Origin of the sequence: Paracoccus nototheniae (genome assembly GCF_004335005.1) — a bacterium.
Taxonomy (GTDB): Bacteria; Pseudomonadota; Alphaproteobacteria; order Rhodobacterales; family Rhodobacteraceae; genus Paracoccus; species Paracoccus nototheniae.
The window spans coordinates 1-18,253 of the sequence record NZ_RQRT01000006.1 but is presented as its reverse complement, the minus strand read 5'-3'; the positions used below and the strand labels follow the sequence as shown (position 1 = coordinate 18,253).

Annotated in this window: 16 protein-coding genes; 4 read left to right on the top strand and 12 right to left on the bottom strand. The window is 67.5% G+C overall.

Features of this window, described 5'->3' with window-relative positions; genetic code table 11:
* The first annotated feature begins 7 nt into the window (after nt 1–7).
* On the top strand, nt 8–340 hold the full coding sequence (locus EG885_RS04715; RefSeq protein WP_165571036.1) for an RcnB family protein: 333 nt from the start codon (nt 8–10) through the stop codon (nt 338–340).
* A 3-nt stretch (nt 341–343) separates the two neighbouring features.
* Here EG885_RS04715 and recN read toward each other — a convergent pair whose 3' ends face one another.
* The 12 genes from recN to EG885_RS04655 all read right to left on the bottom strand — a co-directional run bounded on the left by recN (nt 344) and on the right by EG885_RS04655 (nt 15,933).
* Nucleotides 344–1,990, bottom strand: coding sequence for a DNA repair protein RecN (gene recN, locus EG885_RS04710; RefSeq protein WP_131573332.1), 1,647 nt, complete (start codon nt 1,988–1,990; stop codon nt 344–346).
* A gap of 25 nt (nt 1,991–2,015) precedes the next feature.
* Nucleotides 2,016–2,864: an outer membrane protein assembly factor BamD gene (locus tag EG885_RS04705; protein WP_131573331.1), complete on the bottom strand. Its 849-nt coding sequence runs from the start codon at nt 2,862–2,864 to the stop codon at nt 2,016–2,018.
* A 171-nt stretch (nt 2,865–3,035) separates the two neighbouring features.
* The gene (gene lpxC / locus EG885_RS04700) at nt 3,036–3,971 is read right to left on the bottom strand and encodes a UDP-3-O-acyl-N-acetylglucosamine deacetylase (protein WP_131573330.1); all 936 of its coding nucleotides are present in this window, start codon (nt 3,969–3,971) and stop codon (nt 3,036–3,038) included.
* Between the two features lie 230 nt (nt 3,972–4,201).
* Nucleotides 4,202–5,779, bottom strand: coding sequence for a cell division protein FtsZ (gene ftsZ, locus EG885_RS04695; protein ID WP_131573329.1), 1,578 nt, complete (start codon nt 5,777–5,779; stop codon nt 4,202–4,204).
* Nucleotides 5,780–6,000: 221 nt separating this feature from the next.
* On the bottom strand, nt 6,001–7,335 hold the full coding sequence (ftsA, locus tag EG885_RS04690; protein WP_131573328.1) for a cell division protein FtsA: 1,335 nt from the start codon (nt 7,333–7,335) through the stop codon (nt 6,001–6,003).
* A gap of 24 nt (nt 7,336–7,359) precedes the next feature.
* The gene (locus EG885_RS04685) at nt 7,360–8,304 is read right to left on the bottom strand and encodes a cell division protein FtsQ/DivIB (protein ID WP_242679500.1); all 945 of its coding nucleotides are present in this window, start codon (nt 8,302–8,304) and stop codon (nt 7,360–7,362) included.
* Nucleotides 8,292–9,227: a D-alanine--D-alanine ligase gene (locus EG885_RS04680; RefSeq protein WP_131573327.1), complete on the bottom strand. Its 936-nt coding sequence runs from the start codon at nt 9,225–9,227 to the stop codon at nt 8,292–8,294. Before EG885_RS04680 ends, EG885_RS04685 begins: the two co-directional genes overlap by 13 nt.
* A gap of 185 nt (nt 9,228–9,412) precedes the next feature.
* Nucleotides 9,413–10,348, bottom strand: coding sequence for a UDP-N-acetylmuramate dehydrogenase (gene murB, locus EG885_RS04675; protein ID WP_131573326.1), 936 nt, complete (start codon nt 10,346–10,348; stop codon nt 9,413–9,415).
* A gap of 90 nt (nt 10,349–10,438) precedes the next feature.
* Nucleotides 10,439–12,643, bottom strand: coding sequence for a M10 family metallopeptidase C-terminal domain-containing protein (locus EG885_RS04670; RefSeq protein ID WP_131573325.1), 2,205 nt, complete (start codon nt 12,641–12,643; stop codon nt 10,439–10,441).
* Between the two features lie 10 nt (nt 12,644–12,653).
* On the bottom strand, nt 12,654–13,013 hold the full coding sequence (locus EG885_RS04665; RefSeq protein WP_131573324.1) for a hypothetical protein: 360 nt from the start codon (nt 13,011–13,013) through the stop codon (nt 12,654–12,656).
* Between the two features lie 198 nt (nt 13,014–13,211).
* Nucleotides 13,212–13,952: a MipA/OmpV family protein gene (locus EG885_RS04660; protein ID WP_131573323.1), complete on the bottom strand. Its 741-nt coding sequence runs from the start codon at nt 13,950–13,952 to the stop codon at nt 13,212–13,214.
* A 115-nt stretch (nt 13,953–14,067) separates the two neighbouring features.
* On the bottom strand, nt 14,068–15,933 hold the full coding sequence (locus EG885_RS04655) for an ABC-F family ATP-binding cassette domain-containing protein (RefSeq protein ID WP_131573322.1): 1,866 nt from the start codon (nt 15,931–15,933) through the stop codon (nt 14,068–14,070).
* Nucleotides 15,934–16,099: 166 nt separating this feature from the next.
* Here EG885_RS04655 and EG885_RS04650 point away from each other — a divergent pair, with 166 nt between their 5' ends.
* The 3 genes from EG885_RS04650 to EG885_RS23505 form a co-directional block, all read left to right on the top strand.
* Nucleotides 16,100–17,332 (top strand): GTP-binding protein, encoded by a 1,233-nt coding sequence (locus EG885_RS04650; protein WP_131573321.1) that lies wholly within the window; start codon nt 16,100–16,102, stop codon nt 17,330–17,332.
* On the top strand, nt 17,329–17,967 hold the full coding sequence (locus tag EG885_RS04645) for a DUF1826 domain-containing protein (protein WP_131573320.1): 639 nt from the start codon (nt 17,329–17,331) through the stop codon (nt 17,965–17,967). The genes EG885_RS04650 and EG885_RS04645 overlap by 4 nt, the downstream gene beginning before the upstream one ends.
* On the top strand, nt 17,961–18,253 hold a 293-nt coding region (locus EG885_RS23505; RefSeq protein ID WP_131573319.1), incomplete at its 3' end, for a DUF6525 family protein. The genes EG885_RS04645 and EG885_RS23505, both read left to right, overlap by 7 nt.

The window sequence follows — 18,253 nt, the reverse complement described above, 5'->3', positions numbered from 1 at the left end:
GGATATGATGACCCCGCTGCACCCCTTTGCCGCTGCGGCGGCAGGGGCCATGATGGGTCTTGCCGCACTGACAGCCCCCAACACACCATCGCCGCGCGGGCTTGACGCGCTGGTGGCCTGCACGATGGACTGTGCCGGTCCCGCGCGGCCCCTGCCCGCCGTGGGTGCCGTCGCGCCGCAGGGCCAGACGCACCGCGTCACCCGTCCGGGTCGCTATGGCCTGTCCGAGCCGCCCGAGGGCGAGATCTATGCGGTGCTTCACGGCCAACTGGTCCGAATCGAGGCGGCCAGCGGCATTATCCGGTCGATCCTGCGCCCGGCGGGCAAGATCCTGGACTAGGGCTCAGCCGTCCAGCAATGCCCGCGCGGCCTCGGTCGCGGCACCTGTCACCCGGTCACCTGCCAGCATCCGCGCGATCTCGGCGACGCGATCGGCCTCGGACAGCGCCACCACGGTCGATGTTGTCATGCCGTCGGTCACCGATTTCGACACCCGGAAATGGACCGCCCCCAAGGCCGCGACCTGCGGCGAATGGGTGATGACCAGAACCTGCGCGCCATTGGCCAGATTCTGCAGGCGACGACCCACGGCATCGGCGGTCGCCCCGCCGACACCCCGGTCGATCTCGTCAAAGATCATCACCAGCGCGTCATTGCCCTGCGCCAGACAAACCTTCAGCGCCAGCAGGAACCGCGACAGCTCGCCCCCCGAGGCGATCTTGTCCAGCGGACCCGAGGGCGCGCCGGGGTTCGTGGCGACGGTGAACGCCACCGTATCGCGCCCGTCCGGCCCCGGATCGGACGGCGACACCACGGTCAGAAACACCGCGCGTTCCATCTTCAGCGGCACCAGTTCGGCGGTCACGGCGGCATCCAGCCGCACTGCTGCAGCGGTGCGGGCGGCGGTCAACGCGGCGGCGGCGGCGTCATAGGCCTGATCCGCGGCACGGGCCTCGGCCCGCAGCGTGGTCATCTGCGCCTCTCCGGCATCGATGCGGCCAAGGCGGTCGCGCAGCTGCTCGCCCAGCCCGGCCAGATCATCGGCCAGAACGTCATGCTTGCGGGCCAGCGCGCGCAGGGCGAACAGCCGCTCCTCGGTGTTTTCCAGCGCCGAGGGATCGAAATCCAGCGCCTGCAGAGTATCCTCAATGCCCTGCGTGGCCTCGCCCAGCTCGATCAGGGCGCGCGACAGGGCCGCCAAGGGTTCGTCCAGCCGCCCCTCGGCCTGTTCGGCGGCGCCTTCCAGCCAGCGGGCGGCATCGACCATCGCGCTTTCGGCGCCATCGCTGCCCAGCATCTGCAGGGCACGGGCCACGTCGTCGCGAATGCGTTCGGCGCCCTGCATGGCGCGCCGCGCGATGTCCAGACGCTGTTCCTCGCCCGGTTCGGGCGCCAGCTTGTCCAGTTCGGCCACGGCGTGGCGCAGATATTCCTCTTCCTGACGGGCGGCGGTCAGGGCGGCCTCGGCCTCGGTCAGCGCGCGGTTCGCCTCGCGGCGGGCGGTCCATGCGGCGCGGACGGGGCCTGTGTCCAGCGCGCCGAATGCGTCCAGCAGCACCCGGTGGCCGCGCGGATTCAACAGACCCCGGTCGTCATGCTGGCCGTGCAGTTCGACCAGAACCTCGGACAGTTGCCGCAGCACCTCGCCCGACACGCGGCGGTCGTTGACCCAGCCCGTCTTGCGCCCGTCCAGACCGTTCACCCGGCGCAGGATCAGCTCGCCCTCGTCGATGGTGATCCCGGCCTCGGACAGGATGGCATGGGCGGGATGGGCGTCGGGCAGATCGAAGACCGCCTGAACCTCGCCCTGCTGGGCGCCCTGACGGACCAGTTCGGCGCGCGACCGCCAGCCCAGCACAAAGCCCAGACAATCCAGCAGGATCGACTTGCCCGCCCCGGTCTCGCCGGTCAGCACGTTCAGGCCCGGTCCAAAGGACAGGTCCAGCCGCTGGATCAGCAGCATGTCGCGGATGTCCAGCGATCTCAGCACGGGGCGGCGCAGTGCCGGGACTGCATTACAGCCAGCGTCCCTGAACGGTCTGGCGATAGACATTGGTCAGCCAGCTGTCACCCTGCACCTCGGCCGACAGACCCCGTCCGCGCAGCTGGCGGAAGGCGTCGTCATAGAAGGGCGAGGACTGGAAATTGTGGCCCAGAATCGCGCCCGCCGTCTGCGCCTCGTCCAGCAGGCCAAGCGCCAGATAGGCCTCGACCAGACGCAGCAGCGCCTCGGGGGTCTGGGTGGTGGTCTGGAATTCCTCGACCACGACGCGGAAGCGGTTCACGGACGCGGCGTAATGACCCTGTTTCAGGTAATAGCGCCCGATCTCCATTTCCTTGGCGGCCAGATGGTCAAAGGCCAGATCGAATTTCAGGATCGAGCTGCGCGCATATTCGCTGTCGGGATACTGTTCGATCACCGTTCGCAGCCCCTGCAGCGCCTGAAAGGTCAGGCCCTGATCGCGGCCCACGTCGTCGATCTGGTCGTAATAGGACAAGGCCAGCAGATATTGCGCATAGGCCGCATCCTCGTCACCGGGATAGCTGTCCAGAAAACGCTGAGCCGCGCCCCGCGCCTCTTCGTAATTGCCCGCGCGATGGTTGCCATAGGCCTGCATGATCAGCGCCCGCTTGGCCCATTCGGAATAGGGATACAGCCGCTCGATCTCGCTGAAATAAAAGACCGCGTCTTCGGGTTTGCCGCTGTTCTCCAGCTCGAACTCGCCGCGCTTGTAGATGTCCTCGGCGGTGTATCGGTCCAGATTCTCTCTCAGGCCCGAATCGCGGTTGCCTGCGCAGCCTGCCAGAACAAGACCCGCCAGCGCCGCAGCCATCACCCGAGCCGAGATTTTTGCGCCCGCCATATTCACCCTGCCCTACGATTGTCGCCGCCCTGCATCCCCAGAGGTCCGCAGTGCCGGCATCCTCTAGCACAGAACATCAGGGGGCGCAAAATGGCAATCTGTTGAATTCCGCCGGCAAGGAAACGCCCCGGCGCCGCAGGGCGGCCGGGGCGGATGACAGGGCACGGCACCTTATTCGGCGGCGATGGCGATGGCCACGCTGTCGCGGGCGTAATCGGCCACGCCCGCGCCGGGCAGGCGACCCTCCAGCTCGGGGGTGCACAGTTCCCACCGCCAGGCGGTCGGATCGGCAAACAGCGCCCGCAGCAGGCGGTTGGTCATCGCATGACCCGCACGGTGGCCGGTATAGCGGGCCAGCAGCGGCGCGCCCGCCAGCGCCAGATCGCCGGTGGCGTCCAGCATCTTGTGACGCACGGCCTCGTCCGCGTGGCGCAGACCGCCGGGCGTCAGGATCTGTTCGCCATCGACGACGACGGCGTTCAGATAGGTGCCGCCAAGCGCCAGGCCGTTGCGGCGCATGATCTCGACATCCGAGGCGCGGCAGAATGTCCGGCTGTCGGCCAGTTCGCGCAGGAAGGCGCCATTGGCCATGTCCAGCCGCTTTTCCTGATGGCCGATGGCCGCATCGGTGAAATCGATCTGGAAATCGATCTGCAGATGGTCGGCGGGCGACAGGCGGGCGAACGCCTCGCCCTCGCGCACTTCGACCGTGCGCAGAACGCGGATCGCCCGCAGCGGGGCCGACTGACGCTGGATGCCGGTCTCCATGATGCCATCGACGAAAGGCGCGGCAGAGCCGTCCAGGATCGGGATCTCGGGGCCGTCCACGGTGACCAGCGCATTGTGGATGCCGGTCCCGGCCAGCGCGGCCATCACATGTTCGACGGTGGACAGGGTCACGCCCTTGCCATTGTCCAGCAGCGTGCACAGCTTGGACGGCGTCACATGATCCCACATGGCGGGGATGTCGACGGCAGGGGTCAGGTCGGTGCGGCGGAAGACGATGCCATGGCCGGGACGCGCGGGGTGAATGGTCAGCCGGACAGAGGCGCCGGAATGCAGCCCCACGCCCGTGAATGTCACCTTGTCTTTCAGCGTCGCCTGCATGATCTGCCTGCCTTCCGGATAAGTCGTCTGTCGGCATCGTGCCGCGTCTCAGTTCAGCTAGGCCCGCCGGCCCCCGCATTCAATTAACGTTTTGTGACGGGGTGAAACATTCCCCCCCGGCCCTGCAACAATCCCCCGACCATCTGGCGCAAATCCCGGCAAACAAACGAAAAAGGGGCCGCGTGACGCGGCCCCTTTCGGGTTGGGATGTGCCGGTTTCGTGAACCGGATCAGTTGGCCTGACGGCGCAGAAAGGCCGGGATCTCGACATTGTCCTTGCCGCTGTCGGGGCTGGCTAGATCGTCGAAATCGGCATCCTGCTGGCGGGCGCGGGTCGCCACACGCTCGTTCACGCGTTCCGCGATGGACGAGGCGCCGGGCTTTTGCCCGCCCGATTCCCCGTGACCGGCCATGCGTTCCAGCATGCGGCCCAGACCGCTCATGCGGCTGTTGGGGGCCGGTGCGGGCTGCGGCGCCTGCGGGGCGGCGGCGGCGGGCGTGCTGCGACCGTGATTGTCCACCGCGCGGCGCAGACGCTCCATCACCTCGGGGGCGGGCTGACCGGCACGGGCGCCGGTCGAGCGGGGCGCGACGAAGGCCGAGGCATCGTCATCGATCCGCACCGCCGTCTGACGCGCCGTGTCGCGCGGCTGATAGGCGGGCTGGGGCATGTCCTCTTCGGCGCGCGACGCAGGCGCCTGCGCTTCCGAGGGGATGGCGGGTGCGGGCACGCGGCGGGGCGGCATCTGCGGCTCGTCCTGCCCTGCATGGGCGACCGAGGGGTTCTGCGTCAGCGGCGCCGCCATGCTGCGACGGGGCGAGGGCGTTTCGGCAACCGCCACAGCGGCATCGATGCCGGTGGCCACGACCGAGACGCGGATCGCGCCGTCCATATCCGGATCCAGGGTCGAGCCGACGATGATGTTGGCATCGCTGTCGACCTTGTCGCGGATGACATTGGCGGCCTCGTCCAGCTCGAACAGGGTCATGTCATAGCCGCCGGTGATGTTGATCAGCACGCCACGGGCGCCGTTCAGGCTGATCTCGTCCAGCAGCGGGTTGGCGATGGCGCGTTCGGCGGCTTCCTGGGCGCGGTTCTCGCCCGAGGCTTCGCCGGTGCCCATCATCGCCTTGCCCATCTCGTCCATCACCGCGCGCACGTCGGCAAAGTCCAGGTTGATCAGGCCGGGACGCACCATCAGGTCGGTCACGCCCTTGACGCCCTGATACAGCACGTCATCGGCCATCGCGAAGGCATCGGTAAAGGTGGTTTTCTCGTTCGCCAGCCGGAACAGGTTCTGGTTGGGGATGATGATCAGCGTATCGACGACCTTCTGCAGGGCTTCGACGCCCTCTTCAGCCTGACGCATCCGCTTGGTGCCTTCGAACTGGAAAGGCTTGGTCACGACGCCGACGGTCAGGATGCCCATCTCGCGCGCGGCCTGCGCGATGATCGGGGCGGCACCGGTACCGGTGCCGCCGCCCATGCCGGCGGTGATGAAGCACATATGCGCGCCCATCAGGTGATCAACGATGTCCTCGATGGTCTCTTCGGCGGCCTTGGCGCCGATCGTGGGCTTGGCGCCCGCGCCCAGACCCTCGGTCACCTTCGGACCCATCTGGATGCGCGAGGTCGCCCGCGACTGCTGCAGGGCCTGCGCGTCGGTATTGGCGACCACGAATTCGACCCCGTCGAGCTGCTTCGAGATCATGTTGTTGACCGCGTTGCCGCCCGCACCCCCGACACCGAAAACGGTGATGCGCGGCTTCAGCTCTTCTTCGTCGTTCATCATCAGATTGAGGTTCATGTTGTCCGCCTGTTTTCGCTGCTTCGGCTTGGGGCGCGGGTGTCCCGCTCGAATCCCTTTGTTTAACTGTCATGCTACTCATTCGGGCCGGTTGCGTCACCCGAAAAGGTTAAGAAATCGCAAAATATGGGCCTGATATGCGCGAGTATAGGCGGTATCTTGCCATAGCCGCTGAATATGGTGGCGACTGCCCCACGGACCCCTATTCGCTGAAATCGAACTTACCAGTTGTTTTTAAACCACCTATAGGCGCGGCGCAGGCTGCGGGCCGGATAGCGGTCGGCGGGCATTTCGAAATCCCACCATTCGTCCTGTGGATGGGCCGCGAACAAAGCCAGCCCCACGGCGCTGGAAAAGCTGGGATCGGTCAGCTGATGGGCCAGCCCGTCGATGCGCATGGGCCGTCCGCAACGGACATTCGGCCCCAGGATTCGCGCCGCCAGCCCGTCCAGTCCGGGGATCTGGCTGGCACCGCCGGTCAGCACGATCTGCTGGCTGGGCATCCAGTCAAAGCCCGCCGCATCCAGCACCTCGCGGACATGTTCCAAAATCTCCTCGACCCGCGGGCGCATGACGCCGATCACGTCGGCGCGGCTGACCTGACGGCGGTCGGCCTCCCAATCGCCGGTCTCGCCGCCGACATCGATCATGTCGCGATCGTCGCGGCCCGTCGCCTCGACCCCGCCATTCAGGGTTTTCAGCCGTTCGGCCATCGGCAGGCTGACCCGCAACCCCTGAGAGATGTCCTGCGTGACCAGATTGCCGCCGATCGGCACATGGTCCGAAAAGATCATGTGCTTTTTGATAAAGATCGACACGCCGGTGCCGCCGCCGCCGAAATCGATGCAGGCGGCGCCCAGTTCCTGTTCATCCTCGACAAGGCTGGCGCGGGCCGAGGCATAGGGCGCCGAGGCGATGCCCGCCAGTTCCAGATCGCAGCGCCGGATGCATTGCACCAGATTGCCGATCGCATCGCCATCGACCGTCAGCACATGCATGTCGCAAAACAGCTTGTTGCCCAGATGGTCGCGCGGATCGGCCAGATTGCTGCGGTTGTCCACGGCGAAATTCACCGGCTGCGCGTGCAGCACCTCGCGGCCGCGCCCGAAATCGGGCGGCTCGCAGGCGGCCAGGGCCTGCGCGATGTCATGTTCGCCGACCTTGCCCGAGGCCAGCGTGATCTCTCCGGCCAGCCCATAGGAGGCGGGGCGCCCGCCCGACAGGCAGGCGATGACGTGATCGACCCGCACGCCCGCCACCTTCTGCGCGGCGGCGACGACGGTGCGGATCGCACGTTCGGTTTCGGCCATCGTCTCGATCTCGCCGCGCCGCATGCCGCGCGAGCGGGTCGAGGCCGCGCCGATCACGCGGAAATTCACCTGTCCGGCCATCGGACCGACGCCATCGGTTTCCCGGAATGTGCCGGTGCCGTCGAAACGCAGCACCAGACAGGCGATCTTGGACGTGCCGATGTCCAGAATGCCGATGACGCCCCGCTGCAGGGCGGCCCGGCGCATGTTCCGCATGGCGCGTTGCGTGTGATACAGATCTGTCATTCGCCGTTCCCTCCCTTGTCTCTCTCAGCCTTCGGTCTCTTCGGGCAGCACGCTGCCATCCGGCCCCAGCAGGGGCAGGCCGCGCGCGGTCCGGATCGTGTTGCGCGCGTCGATCCCCAGCCTCAGGACCGGGCGCTGCGGATCGCGCAGATCGACGGCGACGATGTCGCGGCCCAGCATATCCTCGGCCCGGTCCATCGCGATGGCGGCCTCCAGCGCGATCACGGCGCCCTTTTCGGGCAGCATGATGCGCTGGCCGAAGTCCAGCACCAGATCCCACCGCCGTTCGCCTCGCCGGACCAGCCCGCGCACCCGGGGCAGGATCGGCCCGGCCGCATCGAACAGGGCCATCGCCTCGGCAGTGGCCAAATCCGCCCCCTCGCCCGAGATCATCGGCAGCTCGGGGCGCACCTCGCGCGAGGTGACCGACGCCACCCGGTGGCCGCCCGCGTCCAGCATGTCGATGCCGCGCGCATGGCGCCACAGGATCGCGGGTTCGCGTTCCTTGACCACCGCCGACAGAATGCCGCCCGGCTTGATGCGCAGATCGATCGTCTCGATCGCATCCAGCTGCATCACCTGCAGGCGCAGGGCCGCCAGATCGATGTCAAAGCTGGAGGCCGGCAGATCGACCGGCAGCATCGCCCGCAAGGCCCGGTCCACGACAGGCGAGGCACCCTCGATCGTCATGACCCGGACCTGAAATTCGTCGCGGCTCTGAACCTCGGCCACGACCGAGCCGACACTGTCGGTCAGGGTGGCGCGGCGATCCTCGTCCGACAGCCAGACGCCTGCGATCATCGCCACCACAAACGCGGGCAGGCCAAGCCGCAGCACCCGGCGGTAAAAGGGCTTCAGCCACATCCGCTCCAGCCGGTATTTCAGCCGCGAAGGGGCCGGATCGCGGCGCAGGCGGGGGCCCGGCGGGGTGATCTGCTTGCCGGGGCGGTGGTCGATCACGATCGGCACAGCGCATCCTTTACCATCCACGCCATCAGGGCGGGAAAATCGATGCCCGCATGGGCGGCCTGTTCGGGGGCAAGGCTGGTGGGCGTCATGCCGGGCTGGGTGTTCACTTCAAGGATGATCAGACCGGCCAGCCCGCGCGCCTCGTCCCACCGGAAATCGGTGCGGGTCAGGCCGGTGCAGCCAAGCGCCCGATGCGCGCGCAGCGCCATGTCCAGACAGGCGGCGCGGATCTCGGCGGGAATGTCGGCGGGGATCACATGGCGCGACCCGCCGACCGTGTATTTGGCGGCGTAATCGTACCAGCCATCGGTCTGGATCTCGGTCACGTCCAGCGCGCGGTCGCCCATGACCGTGGTGGTCAGTTCGCGGCCCGGCGCATAGGTTTCGACCATCACCCGCGCGGGCATGTCGGCGGCCAGATCGGGCGGCGCATTCGCCCCGTCATGGACGATATAGACGCCGACCGACGATCCCTCGTCATTGGGCTTGACCACATAGGGCGGCGCGATGACATGACGGCGGCGGACATCGGCTGCCTCGGCGATCACGCTTTCCACCACCGGCAGGCCTGCGGCGCGAAAGGCTTCCTTGGCGCGGGTCTTGTCCATCGCCAGGGCCGAGGCCAGAACCCCGGAATGCGTATAGGGGATGTCCAGCCATTCCAGCAGCCCCTGCACGCAGCCATCCTCACCCAAGCGGCCATGCAGGGCGTTGAAGACAACATCGGGGGAAAGCTCTGTCAGGCGGCGGACGATCTCGTCCCCGCGCGCCGCGCCGAGGATCACCTCGGTCACCTGATATCCTGCCACCCGCAGCGCATCCGCGCATTCGCGCCCCGAGGACATCGACACCTCGCGTTCAGCCGAGGGTCCGCCCATCAGAACGGCAACCGAGTGGGCTGTCCTGCTCGACCTGCCCGTCACGTGTTCGCCTTTCGCGCCCGGTTGATCCGGGCTTCATATCGTCCGCGCCCCCTTGGTCGGGGACGTCATATAAGGAAACGATACAGGCAAAGCCCTGTTCGCAAAAGCCGGAATCCGGGGGGCCGGTCAGAATGTTGGGCAAGATGCCGCCACCTTGCGCAACAGGCGGCAATCCGTCGGGCTCGTCAGTCGGTGTCCGGGGCGGGATCACCGATGCGGATCACCTCCCATTGCAGGTCATGGCCGCTGTCTTCCAGCACGCGGCGACGGACCAGTTCGCCCAGGGCCTCCAGCTCGGCGGCGGTGGCGCCGCCGGTGTTCAGCAGGAAATTGGGGTGCTTGTCCGACATCTGCGCGCCCCCCCAGCTGTGACCGCGCAGGCCCGCCCGGTCGATCAGCGACCAGGCCTTGAGATCATGGGTATCGTCAGCCTCGCCCGTCGAGCTGAAGCCCGCCGGATTGCGAAAAGTCGAACCGGCGCTGCGTTCGCGGGTCGGCTGGCTGGCATCGCGGCGGGCCAGCTGATCGGCCATCCGGGCATGCAGCGCATCGGGATCGCCGGGCGCCGCGCGCAGGCGCGCCTGCGTGATCACCCAATCGGGCGGCAACTGCGTTTCGCGATAGCCGAAGGCCAGATCGTCTGGCGTCAGGGTGACGATCCGGCCATCGCGGGTGACCGCCTCGGCATCGATCAGGTGATCGGCCAGATAGCTGCCATAGCAGCCCGCGTTCATCCGCACCGCGCCGCCGATGCTGCCGGGGATGGTGCGCAGAAAGGTCAGGTCCAGCCCCGCCTCGGCGGCGCGGCGCGCGACCTGCGCATCCAGCGCGGCGGCGCCTGCGGTGACGATGCCACCTTCGGCCTCGACGCTGTTGAAGGCACGGCCAAGGCGGATCACCACGCCCCGGATGCCGCCATCGCGCACGATCAGGTTGCTGCCCACGCCCATCGGAAAGACCGGGACGGCAGGATCGAGTTCGGCCAGAAACTGCGCCAGATCGGCGGTGTCGGCGGGCTGGAACAGCCAGTCGGCCGGCCCTCCGACGCGCAGCCATGTCAGGCTGTCCAAAGAACGGTCGGGGGTCAGGGTGCCGCGCGGGCTGGGAAGATCGATGCTCATGATCCAAGGGTGGTAGCCAGCCCTGCCCCGCCCGTCAACCGAACGCGCGTCAACCGACCGCCCGTCACCCAAACGGCGCGGCGCGCGGCGTCACAGCACGAAGGTGTCGGCCTCCAGCATCAGGGTACCGGCCAGCCGGATGACCATATCGGCCTGCCGGTCGCCATCCAGATCGACAGTGACATGGGTCTGCCCACCCACATGATCCCAGCTGATCGATCCGGGACCGGACGGCGCGCCCCGGCCCCCAAAGCGCAGGTCCATGGCCTGCAGATCCAGCCGGTCGGCCAAGGGGTCAAAATCGATGATCAGATCGCCGGCGCCACGCGCACTGTCGGCGACACTGAAAAAGCGAAAGACGTCGGCGCCGATCCCCCCCGCCATCGTGTCCGATCCCATGCCGCCCACCAGCGTGTCATTCCCCTGATGGCCCGACAGAAGATCCGCGCCCGCCCCGCCACGCAGCAGGTCGTTGCCCTCGTTGCCCTCCAGCGTGTCATTGCCCAAGGCGCCATCCAGCGCATCATTGCCCAGCCCCCCGATGAGCCTGTCCCAGCCAAAGCCACCATTCATGACGTCATGGCCCCAGCCCCCATGGGCAGTGTCATTGCCCGGCCCGGCAAGGATCGTATCCGCACCGATGCCGCCAAAGATCAGGTCGTCCCCGGCCCCGCCATCCAGCAAGTCATGGCCCGCATCGCCCTGCAGCGTATCGCGGCCCGCGCCTGCGATCAGACGGTCCTGCCCGGCCCCGCCCGACAGCAGGTTGTTGCCGATCATGTCCGACAGCTGATCGTCGCCGTCACCGCCAAACAGCCAGTCGTGCCCCGCACCGCCCCACAGGGTGTCATGGCCCCGTTCGCCATGCAGGCTGTCATTGCCCGTCATCCCGGTCAGAACGTCACGGCCAGCCCCGCCCCGCAGCAGGTTGCCGACGCCATTCCCCGTGACGACATCATTGCCTGCCCCGGCGACAAACCCCTCGATCTGGGTTCCTTGCGTGATCTGCAGGTTGCCGGTCAGCCCATAGATGTCCGACACGCCCCCCGGTCGCAGGTCGACCCGCTGGCTTTGCGCGTCGTTGCGAAAGTCCAGGACATCGAACCCGTCCCGGTCATGGATGGTCATCGCAACCGACCGCGCATCCCTGACGCCCGCGACCCCGACACTGCCCTGCGCGGTGAAGACCCGCCCCAGCCAGCTGTCGCCAAGCGTGTGGCCGACCCCATAAGTGGTGCTCCCGGCGCTTAGCGATCCGGCGCCCGGGGCGCCGTACAGCATCTGGATCGCCATGATATCGGCAGGCATCAAGGTCGCCACGAAGGCTTGCGAGGCGGTGACATTGGGATTTTCGTCCTGCCCGAAATAGGACATGACCGAGGCCTGCCAGCTGTCATTGGCAAACCGCGCGTCCATCGCAAAGGAACCGCTGCCGTTGTAATTGCCCTGATGGCCCAGACCGATGGCGTGGCCGACCTCGTGCAGATAGGTCTGAAACCCATAGGTGCCGATCGCCGCGCCGTAATCGGACAGCCATCCGCGGTCGATATTGATCGCCGAGGACAGGATCCGGCCGTCTTGTGTCGTGGACTGGGCATAGGCGCCCGAATTCTCGTCGTCGAACTGGATGTCGGCGGTCTGGTTCGTTTCGCGAAACCGGATATCGGCGACGGCGGACCATGCGGCCAGCGCATCGCGGGCCAGCGCGCGCCCGTCGGGGTCCAACTGGGTCAGGTTCACGGTGATCTCGCGGTCGCCCGACAGATCGAAAGCCCGCGCCTCTTGCCAGTTGTCGCGCCAGAACCCCTCGTGCAGATAGCGGGCCAGTTCCAGCGTCGAGGCGGGCCGGGCGGGCGCAAGTTCCTGCGCGGTCATGTGATAGCTGCCGGTCTGTCCGCCATAGCCCGAGGCACCCAGAAAATAGGTGCCGGTCACCTGCGCCCTGAAGGTCAGGCCGCTGTCCAGACTGGCATTGATGTCATCATTCGCCGCCAGCAGACGTCCTGATCCGTCATACAGCGCCAGCATCGGATCGGACAGGGCATCGCCGGTCACCGCGATCTGATAGGTCGTGCCAGCCTCCAGCCGGATGCCGACCCAATCCTCGTCGGAACCCGAGGCGATGATGCCCCTGAACACGTCGTCCGGACCCATGCGATACGGGGTGCGGGTGTTGTCGGGGGCATCGCCCGCCTCGCGCAGGGTCGCGGCCAGCCGGTCGACCGCGGTGCCGGTGAATTCGCTGAGCGCGCAGGTTTTTTCCATCGGGCGCAGGGCGGCACAGATCTGGCACATGGGCCGGTCCTTATGGCTGAAGCAGCCCGAACCTCAGCAGGTCGCGGGCAAAAAGTTGAAAATCATCGGGGGTCAGGGCGCGATCCATGACCGAAAATTCCAAGGCCGGGCCAAGGCGCGGCCCCTGATCCGTCAAAAGGTCCAGCCGCGCGCCAAGCGCCGCAGGCCCGGTCGTCAGAACATGCAGGCGCAGAGGCGGGCCGTCATGCTGATTGCGCAGCGCGTCGCACAGGGCCTGGCCCGGGGCGGGGTCGGTGCCGTCGGCCATGGTGCAAACGACCCGCGCTGTCCCACCACCGGCCCACGCGCCAGCCAGCAGCAAGGGCGCCATCGCCAGCAAAAGCACCAAAGACCGGGCAGATTGCCGCATTAGGCGCCCTATCCCCGGCTGGAGCTGAGAAAACCCTCCCGGCCAGCCGGGATCACGTCACAACCCTAGGGTGTACCAGAGCGTCGGTAAAGACGCTGCAAGCCGGGTCTGGAACGAATGCAGGTGGGCAGAGGCATCGCTGCCACCGAAGGGCCGGGCCATCCCGTCCATTCGGCGGCAGCAGACAGCCGTCGCGGATCAGAACCCGAACGAGAACCGGCGCGTCACGCCGAGGCGCAGCGAGGGCTGGTATTCATCCTGCACGACCGGCGAATCGGCGGCGTCGCCGATCAGCTTGCCATAGCGCACCTGCCCCAGCAGGGCGGTGGTGTCGTTCAGGGCATAGCGCGCCTCGAACGTGATCGCGGCTTCGTTGAAGCCGCCGCCGGGCGCGCTGGCGGGCAGGCCGCTGGTCACGCTTTCGGTGGGGGTCACGCCGAAATAGGTGTCGTTGAAATCGTCATTGCCGTAACCGACCTCGGCGCCCGACCACAGGGTCACGCGATCCGACAGCTCGGTGCGGTATTTCGCCCCGATCTCGCCGGTCAGCCCTTCGTGGCCGTCGAAACCGCGGCGCAGGCTGCCATAGGCGGTGATGGGGCCGGTGGCATAGCTGGCGCGCAGGCCTAGCTCATAGGCGCGGTCGATGTCGTTCAGGCCGGTCAGCGCCGCCTCGTCGCTGCTGTCGCGCTTGCCCACCGTATTGAAGGACGGGGCCAGCGAGAACCCCTGCGCAGGCGCCTGCCCGACCGGGCCGAAACCGGCATCGCGAAAGATCAGCCAGGGCGCGACCTCGGCCTCTTCGCCGCCGGGATAGGCCGGGCCGACCTTGGCACCCAGCCCCAGATCGAACGAGAACACCCGGTCCCCCGTCAGGCCGAAGTCCTGCGCGGCAACCGGCGTGGCGAAAAGAAGGGCGAAGGCCAGGGCATATTTCATCGGGTCGTTCCGGTCCAAAGGGCGTTGAGGCCATCTAATCCCGCCCATCACGGCGCACAACCGGCGCAAGGCAGCATCGCGATGGCCTTGGCATTTTCGCCACAGCCCGATGGGGTCAGGCTTTCTCGGCTGCGTCAAGCTTTTCCAGCGCACCCATCCACAACTCTTCGGCGAAAGCCAGCGCACGCACGGCCTCGGCCCGCTTCTTGCCCCATTTCTCGGCCTCGTAGGGATCGTTGTACAGACCCGGATCGGCCAGCTTCTTGTCCAGCTTGCCCATCATCTCGGTCAGTTTCTGGACCCGCTCCTCGGCCTTGCGGACATCGGACCGCATCGCCAGCACCGCATCGCGGTTCGGGCGCTTGGGCGGGGCAGGCTTCGGCGTCTCGGGCGTCTTCTCGCCGGATTTCTCGGCGGGCACGTCGCCCGACAGCAGGAACCGGCGGTAATCGTCCAGATCGCCCTCATAGGGCGCCACGGCGCCGTCCTTGACCAGCCACAGCCGGTCCGCGACCAGCCCCAGCAGGTGCATGTCGTGGCTGACCAGCACCACGGCGCCGGTGTAATCGTTCAGCGCCTCGGACAGAGCCTCGCGGGATTCGATATCAAGGTGGTTGGTCGGTTCGTCCAGAATCAGCAGATGCGGCGCGTCGATGGTGGCCAGCAGCAGCGACAGCCGGGCCTTTTGGCCCCCCGACAGGGCGCGGACCTTGGTCTCGACCTGCGCCTCCATCAGACCGAAACCGGCCAGACGGGCGCGCTGGCGGGCCTGCATCTCGTTCGGGCGCACGGCGCGGATGTGATCCAGCGGCGTCTCGTCCAGCGACAGCTCGTCCACCTGATGCTGGGCGAAATAGCCGACGCGCAGCTTGTTCGACACCACCACCTTGCCCGCCATCGGCGCCAGCCGGTCGGCCAGCAGCTTGGACAACGTCGATTTGCCCTGCCCGTTGCGACCCAGCAGCGCGATCCGGTCGTCCTGATCGATGCGCAAACCAAGGCGCGACAGCACCGCACGGTCGCCATAGCCGACCGAGACGCCCTCCATCGCGACGATGGGGGGCGACAGTTCCTCGGGCTGGGGAAAACTGAAGCGGAAGAACTTGGCCTCTTCCGGGGCGGTGATCGGCTCCATCTTGGCCAGCATCTTGACGCGGGCCTGCGCCTGACGGGCCTTGCTGGCCTTGGCACCGAAACGGTCCACGAAACTTTGCAGATGCGCGCGCCGTTCGGTCTGCTTCTTGGCCTCGGCCGCCTGCAGCGCGCGTTTTTCGGCGCGGATGCGGGTAAAGCTGTCATAGCCGCCGGTATACAGTGTCAGCTTGCGATCCTCGACATGCAGGATGTGGCCGACGGCGCGGTTCAACAGGCCGCGGTCATGGCTGATGATGATGACGGTATGGGGATAGCGGGCCAGATAGGTCTCCAGCCACAGCGCGCCTTCCAGGTCCAGATAGTTGGTCGGTTCGTCCAGCAGCAGCAGGTCGGGCTGCGCGAACAGCACCCCGGCCAGCGCCACCCGCATCCGCCAGCCACCGCTGAAATCGCTGGTCGGGCGCTGCTGGTCGTTGGTGTCGAACCCCAGACCGTTCAGGATCGTCGCGGCCCGCGCCTCGGCGGACCAGGCGTCGATATCGGTCAGGCGGGTCTGGATGTCGGCGATGCGATGGGCGTCGGTCGCCGTCTCGGCCTCGGCCATCAGCGCGGTGCGTTCCAGATCGGCGTCCAGCACCGTGTCCAGAACCGACCGGTCGGTGGCCGCCGATTCCTGCGCCACGCCGCCGATGCGGGCGCGGGTCGGCAGGCTGATGGCGCCGCCGTCCAGACCCAGCTCTCCGCGGATCAGCTTGAACAGCGTGGTCTTGCCAGCGCCATTGGGACCGACAAGGCCCACCTTGTGGCCTTCGGGGACAGAAGCCGAGGCGCCGGTAAACAGCGGGCGGCCCTGAATGGAATACGAGATGTCATCGATATGCAGCATGCGCGCGGCATGGCCCATCGGGCGCGGGGCGTCAATGCTTTGCGACGCGGCGCGCAGCGGATTGGACCAGTGGATGGGGGCTCCGCAAAACGGGGTTGATCGTCGTTATGTAATACTATTACAGTAACGACCAGGCTTCCCGCCAACCGCCGCCCCCGAGGATCCCATGACCCCAGACACCCGCCTTCCCGTGACCGTGCTTTCCGGCTTTCTGGGCGCCGGCAAGACGACCCTGCTGAACGCCCTGCTGAACAACCGCGACGGCCTGCGCATCGCCGTCATCGTCAATGACATGTCCGAGGTGAACATCGACGCCGATCTGGTCCATGCCAATCTGAACGGCCCCGATGCCGGCATGACCCGGACCGAGGAAACGCTGGTCGAAATGTCCAATGGCTGCATCTGCTGCACCCTGCGCGAGGATCTGCTGCTGGAGGTGCGCAAGCTGGCCCAGGCCGGGCGGTTCGATTACCTGCTGATCGAATCGACCGGGATCAGCGAACCCCTGCCCGTCGCCACGACCTTTGAATTTGCCGACGAGGGCGGCGACAGCCTGTCGGATGTGGCGCGGCTGGACACGATGGTGACGGTCGTCGATGCGGTGAACCTGACGGCGGATTTCTCCAGCCATGATTTCCTGTCCGACCGGGGCGAGGTGATGGGCGATCAGGACGAACGCACGCTGGTCGATCTGCTGACCGATCAGATGGAATTTGCCGATGTGATCGTGCTGAACAAATGTGCAGATGCGGGGCCCGTGCGTGTCGATGCGGCGCGCAAGATCATCCGCGCCCTGAACGCCGATGCCCGCATCATCGAGACCGATCACAGCCGCGTGGCGCCGCGCGACATCCTGAACACCGGTCTGTTCGATTTCGACCGCGCCCATACCCATCCGATGTGGGCCAAGGAACTGTACGGCTTTGCCGATCACACCCCGGAAACCGAGGAATACGGCATCGCGTCCTTCGTCTATCGTGCCCGCCTGCCCTTCGAGCCGCGCAAGATCCACGAATTGCTGAACGGCCCCCTACCCGGCGTGATCCGCGCCAAGGGCCATTTCTGGATCGCCAGCCGCCCCGATTGGGTGGCCGAGTTCTCGCTGGCGGGCGCCCTGTCCTCGGTCCGTCCGATCGGGCAATGGTGGGCCTCGGTGCCGCGCGACCGCTGGCCGACGCAGCCGCAGGGCCGCGCCTATCTGGACCAGCACTGGGCCGAACCCTATGGCGACCGGCGGCAAGAGCTGGTCTTCATCGGCGCGGGCATGGACGAGGATCGTCTGCGCGCCCGTCTGGATGCCTGTCTGCTGGGCGAGGAATGGGGCGAGGCGCCGCAGGGCTGGGCGCGCCTGCCCGATCCTTTTCCCGCCTGGCGCCGCGCGGATGAGGTCGCGGCATGACCCCCGCCCTGATGCGGCAGGCCGACCCGGCCCTGCGCCCGGCCACCGCCATGAACAGCGCCGCCGATCCCCGCGTGCTGGGCACCATCGCGATGCCCGGCGTGGCGGTGGCCCTGTGGCAGCGCCAGCCCGACCCCGGCTTTCAGGCATGGCTGGACGCTCTGCACCCCGACCAGCTGCCGCGCCTGCGTCAGGTGCTGCGCCCGCAGGACGCACCCGCGGCGATCGCGCCAGCCTGTGACGCCAGCGCCCTGCCCCATGGTCCGCACCGTCAGGCGCTGACCGACCAGATCGCCGCCCTGACCACACAGGCCGCCAGCCATCTGGGCGCCCTGCTGGTCACCCTGCGGATCGAGGTGACGGCGGGCCAGACCTGCCCCAAATGGCACATGGACGGGGTCCGCGCCCGGCTGATCTGCACCCTGCGGGGGCCGGGCACGCAATTCGGCCCCGCCTCCGGCCCCGACGATGTCGCCCATATCCAGCAGATGCCCACGGGCCATGCCGCTTTGTTCCGGGGCCGCGCATGGGGGAACGGGGCGACCGGCATCCTGCATCGCTCTCCGCCCGCTCAGCCGGGCCGGACGCGGCTGGTCGTGGTGGTGGACCCGGTGGACGAGGCGGCCTCATGCTAGCCCGCATCCCTGCCGCAGCTCCTGCGTCTCGCCCCGCCCCCCGCCATAACGGCAATCTGGGCGCGACCGCGCAACGCCCGCGCAGCCGCAGCCGCGATCCGATGGCGGCCTATGACGCGCTGCCCGAAGCGCTGCGGCTGTGGCTGGCAGGCGCGGCGCTGCCATGGTCACCCGCATCCGTTCTGCGCTTGTGGCGGCGGCTGCGCGCCGGGGGCGCCACCCCCGCGCAGACGCTGGCCGCGCTGGACCGGGCCGAGGCGATGGCCCTGCGCCGCGAGGCCCCGCG

What these genes read in the sequence shown, in the direction of transcription:
- murB (WP_131573326.1), bottom strand. Translation starts at nt 10,348, where the DNA reads ATGAGCATCGATCTTCCCAGCCCGCGCGGCACCCTGACCCCCGACCGT.
- ftsA (WP_131573328.1), bottom strand. Translation starts at nt 7,335, where the DNA reads ATGACAGATCTGTATCACACGCAACGCGCCATGCGGAACATGCGCCGG.
- EG885_RS04665 (WP_131573324.1), bottom strand. Translation starts at nt 13,013, where the DNA reads ATGCGGCAATCTGCCCGGTCTTTGGTGCTTTTGCTGGCGATGGCGCCC.
- EG885_RS04655 (WP_131573322.1), bottom strand. Translation starts at nt 15,933, where the DNA reads ATGCTGCATATCGATGACATCTCGTATTCCATTCAGGGCCGCCCGCTG.
- EG885_RS04705 (WP_131573331.1), bottom strand. Translation starts at nt 2,864, where the DNA reads ATGGCGGGCGCAAAAATCTCGGCTCGGGTGATGGCTGCGGCGCTGGCG.
- EG885_RS04650 (WP_131573321.1), top strand. Translation starts at nt 16,100, where the DNA reads ATGACCCCAGACACCCGCCTTCCCGTGACCGTGCTTTCCGGCTTTCTG.
- EG885_RS04715 (WP_165571036.1), top strand. Translation starts at nt 8, where the DNA reads ATGACCCCGCTGCACCCCTTTGCCGCTGCGGCGGCAGGGGCCATGATG.
- ftsZ (WP_131573329.1), bottom strand. Translation starts at nt 5,779, where the DNA reads ATGAACCTCAATCTGATGATGAACGACGAAGAAGAGCTGAAGCCGCGC.
- EG885_RS04670 (WP_131573325.1), bottom strand. Translation starts at nt 12,643, where the DNA reads ATGTGCCAGATCTGTGCCGCCCTGCGCCCGATGGAAAAAACCTGCGCG.
- lpxC (WP_131573330.1), bottom strand. Translation starts at nt 3,971, where the DNA reads ATGCAGGCGACGCTGAAAGACAAGGTGACATTCACGGGCGTGGGGCTG.
- EG885_RS04645 (WP_131573320.1), top strand. Translation starts at nt 17,329, where the DNA reads ATGACCCCCGCCCTGATGCGGCAGGCCGACCCGGCCCTGCGCCCGGCC.
- EG885_RS04660 (WP_131573323.1), bottom strand. Translation starts at nt 13,952, where the DNA reads ATGAAATATGCCCTGGCCTTCGCCCTTCTTTTCGCCACGCCGGTTGCC.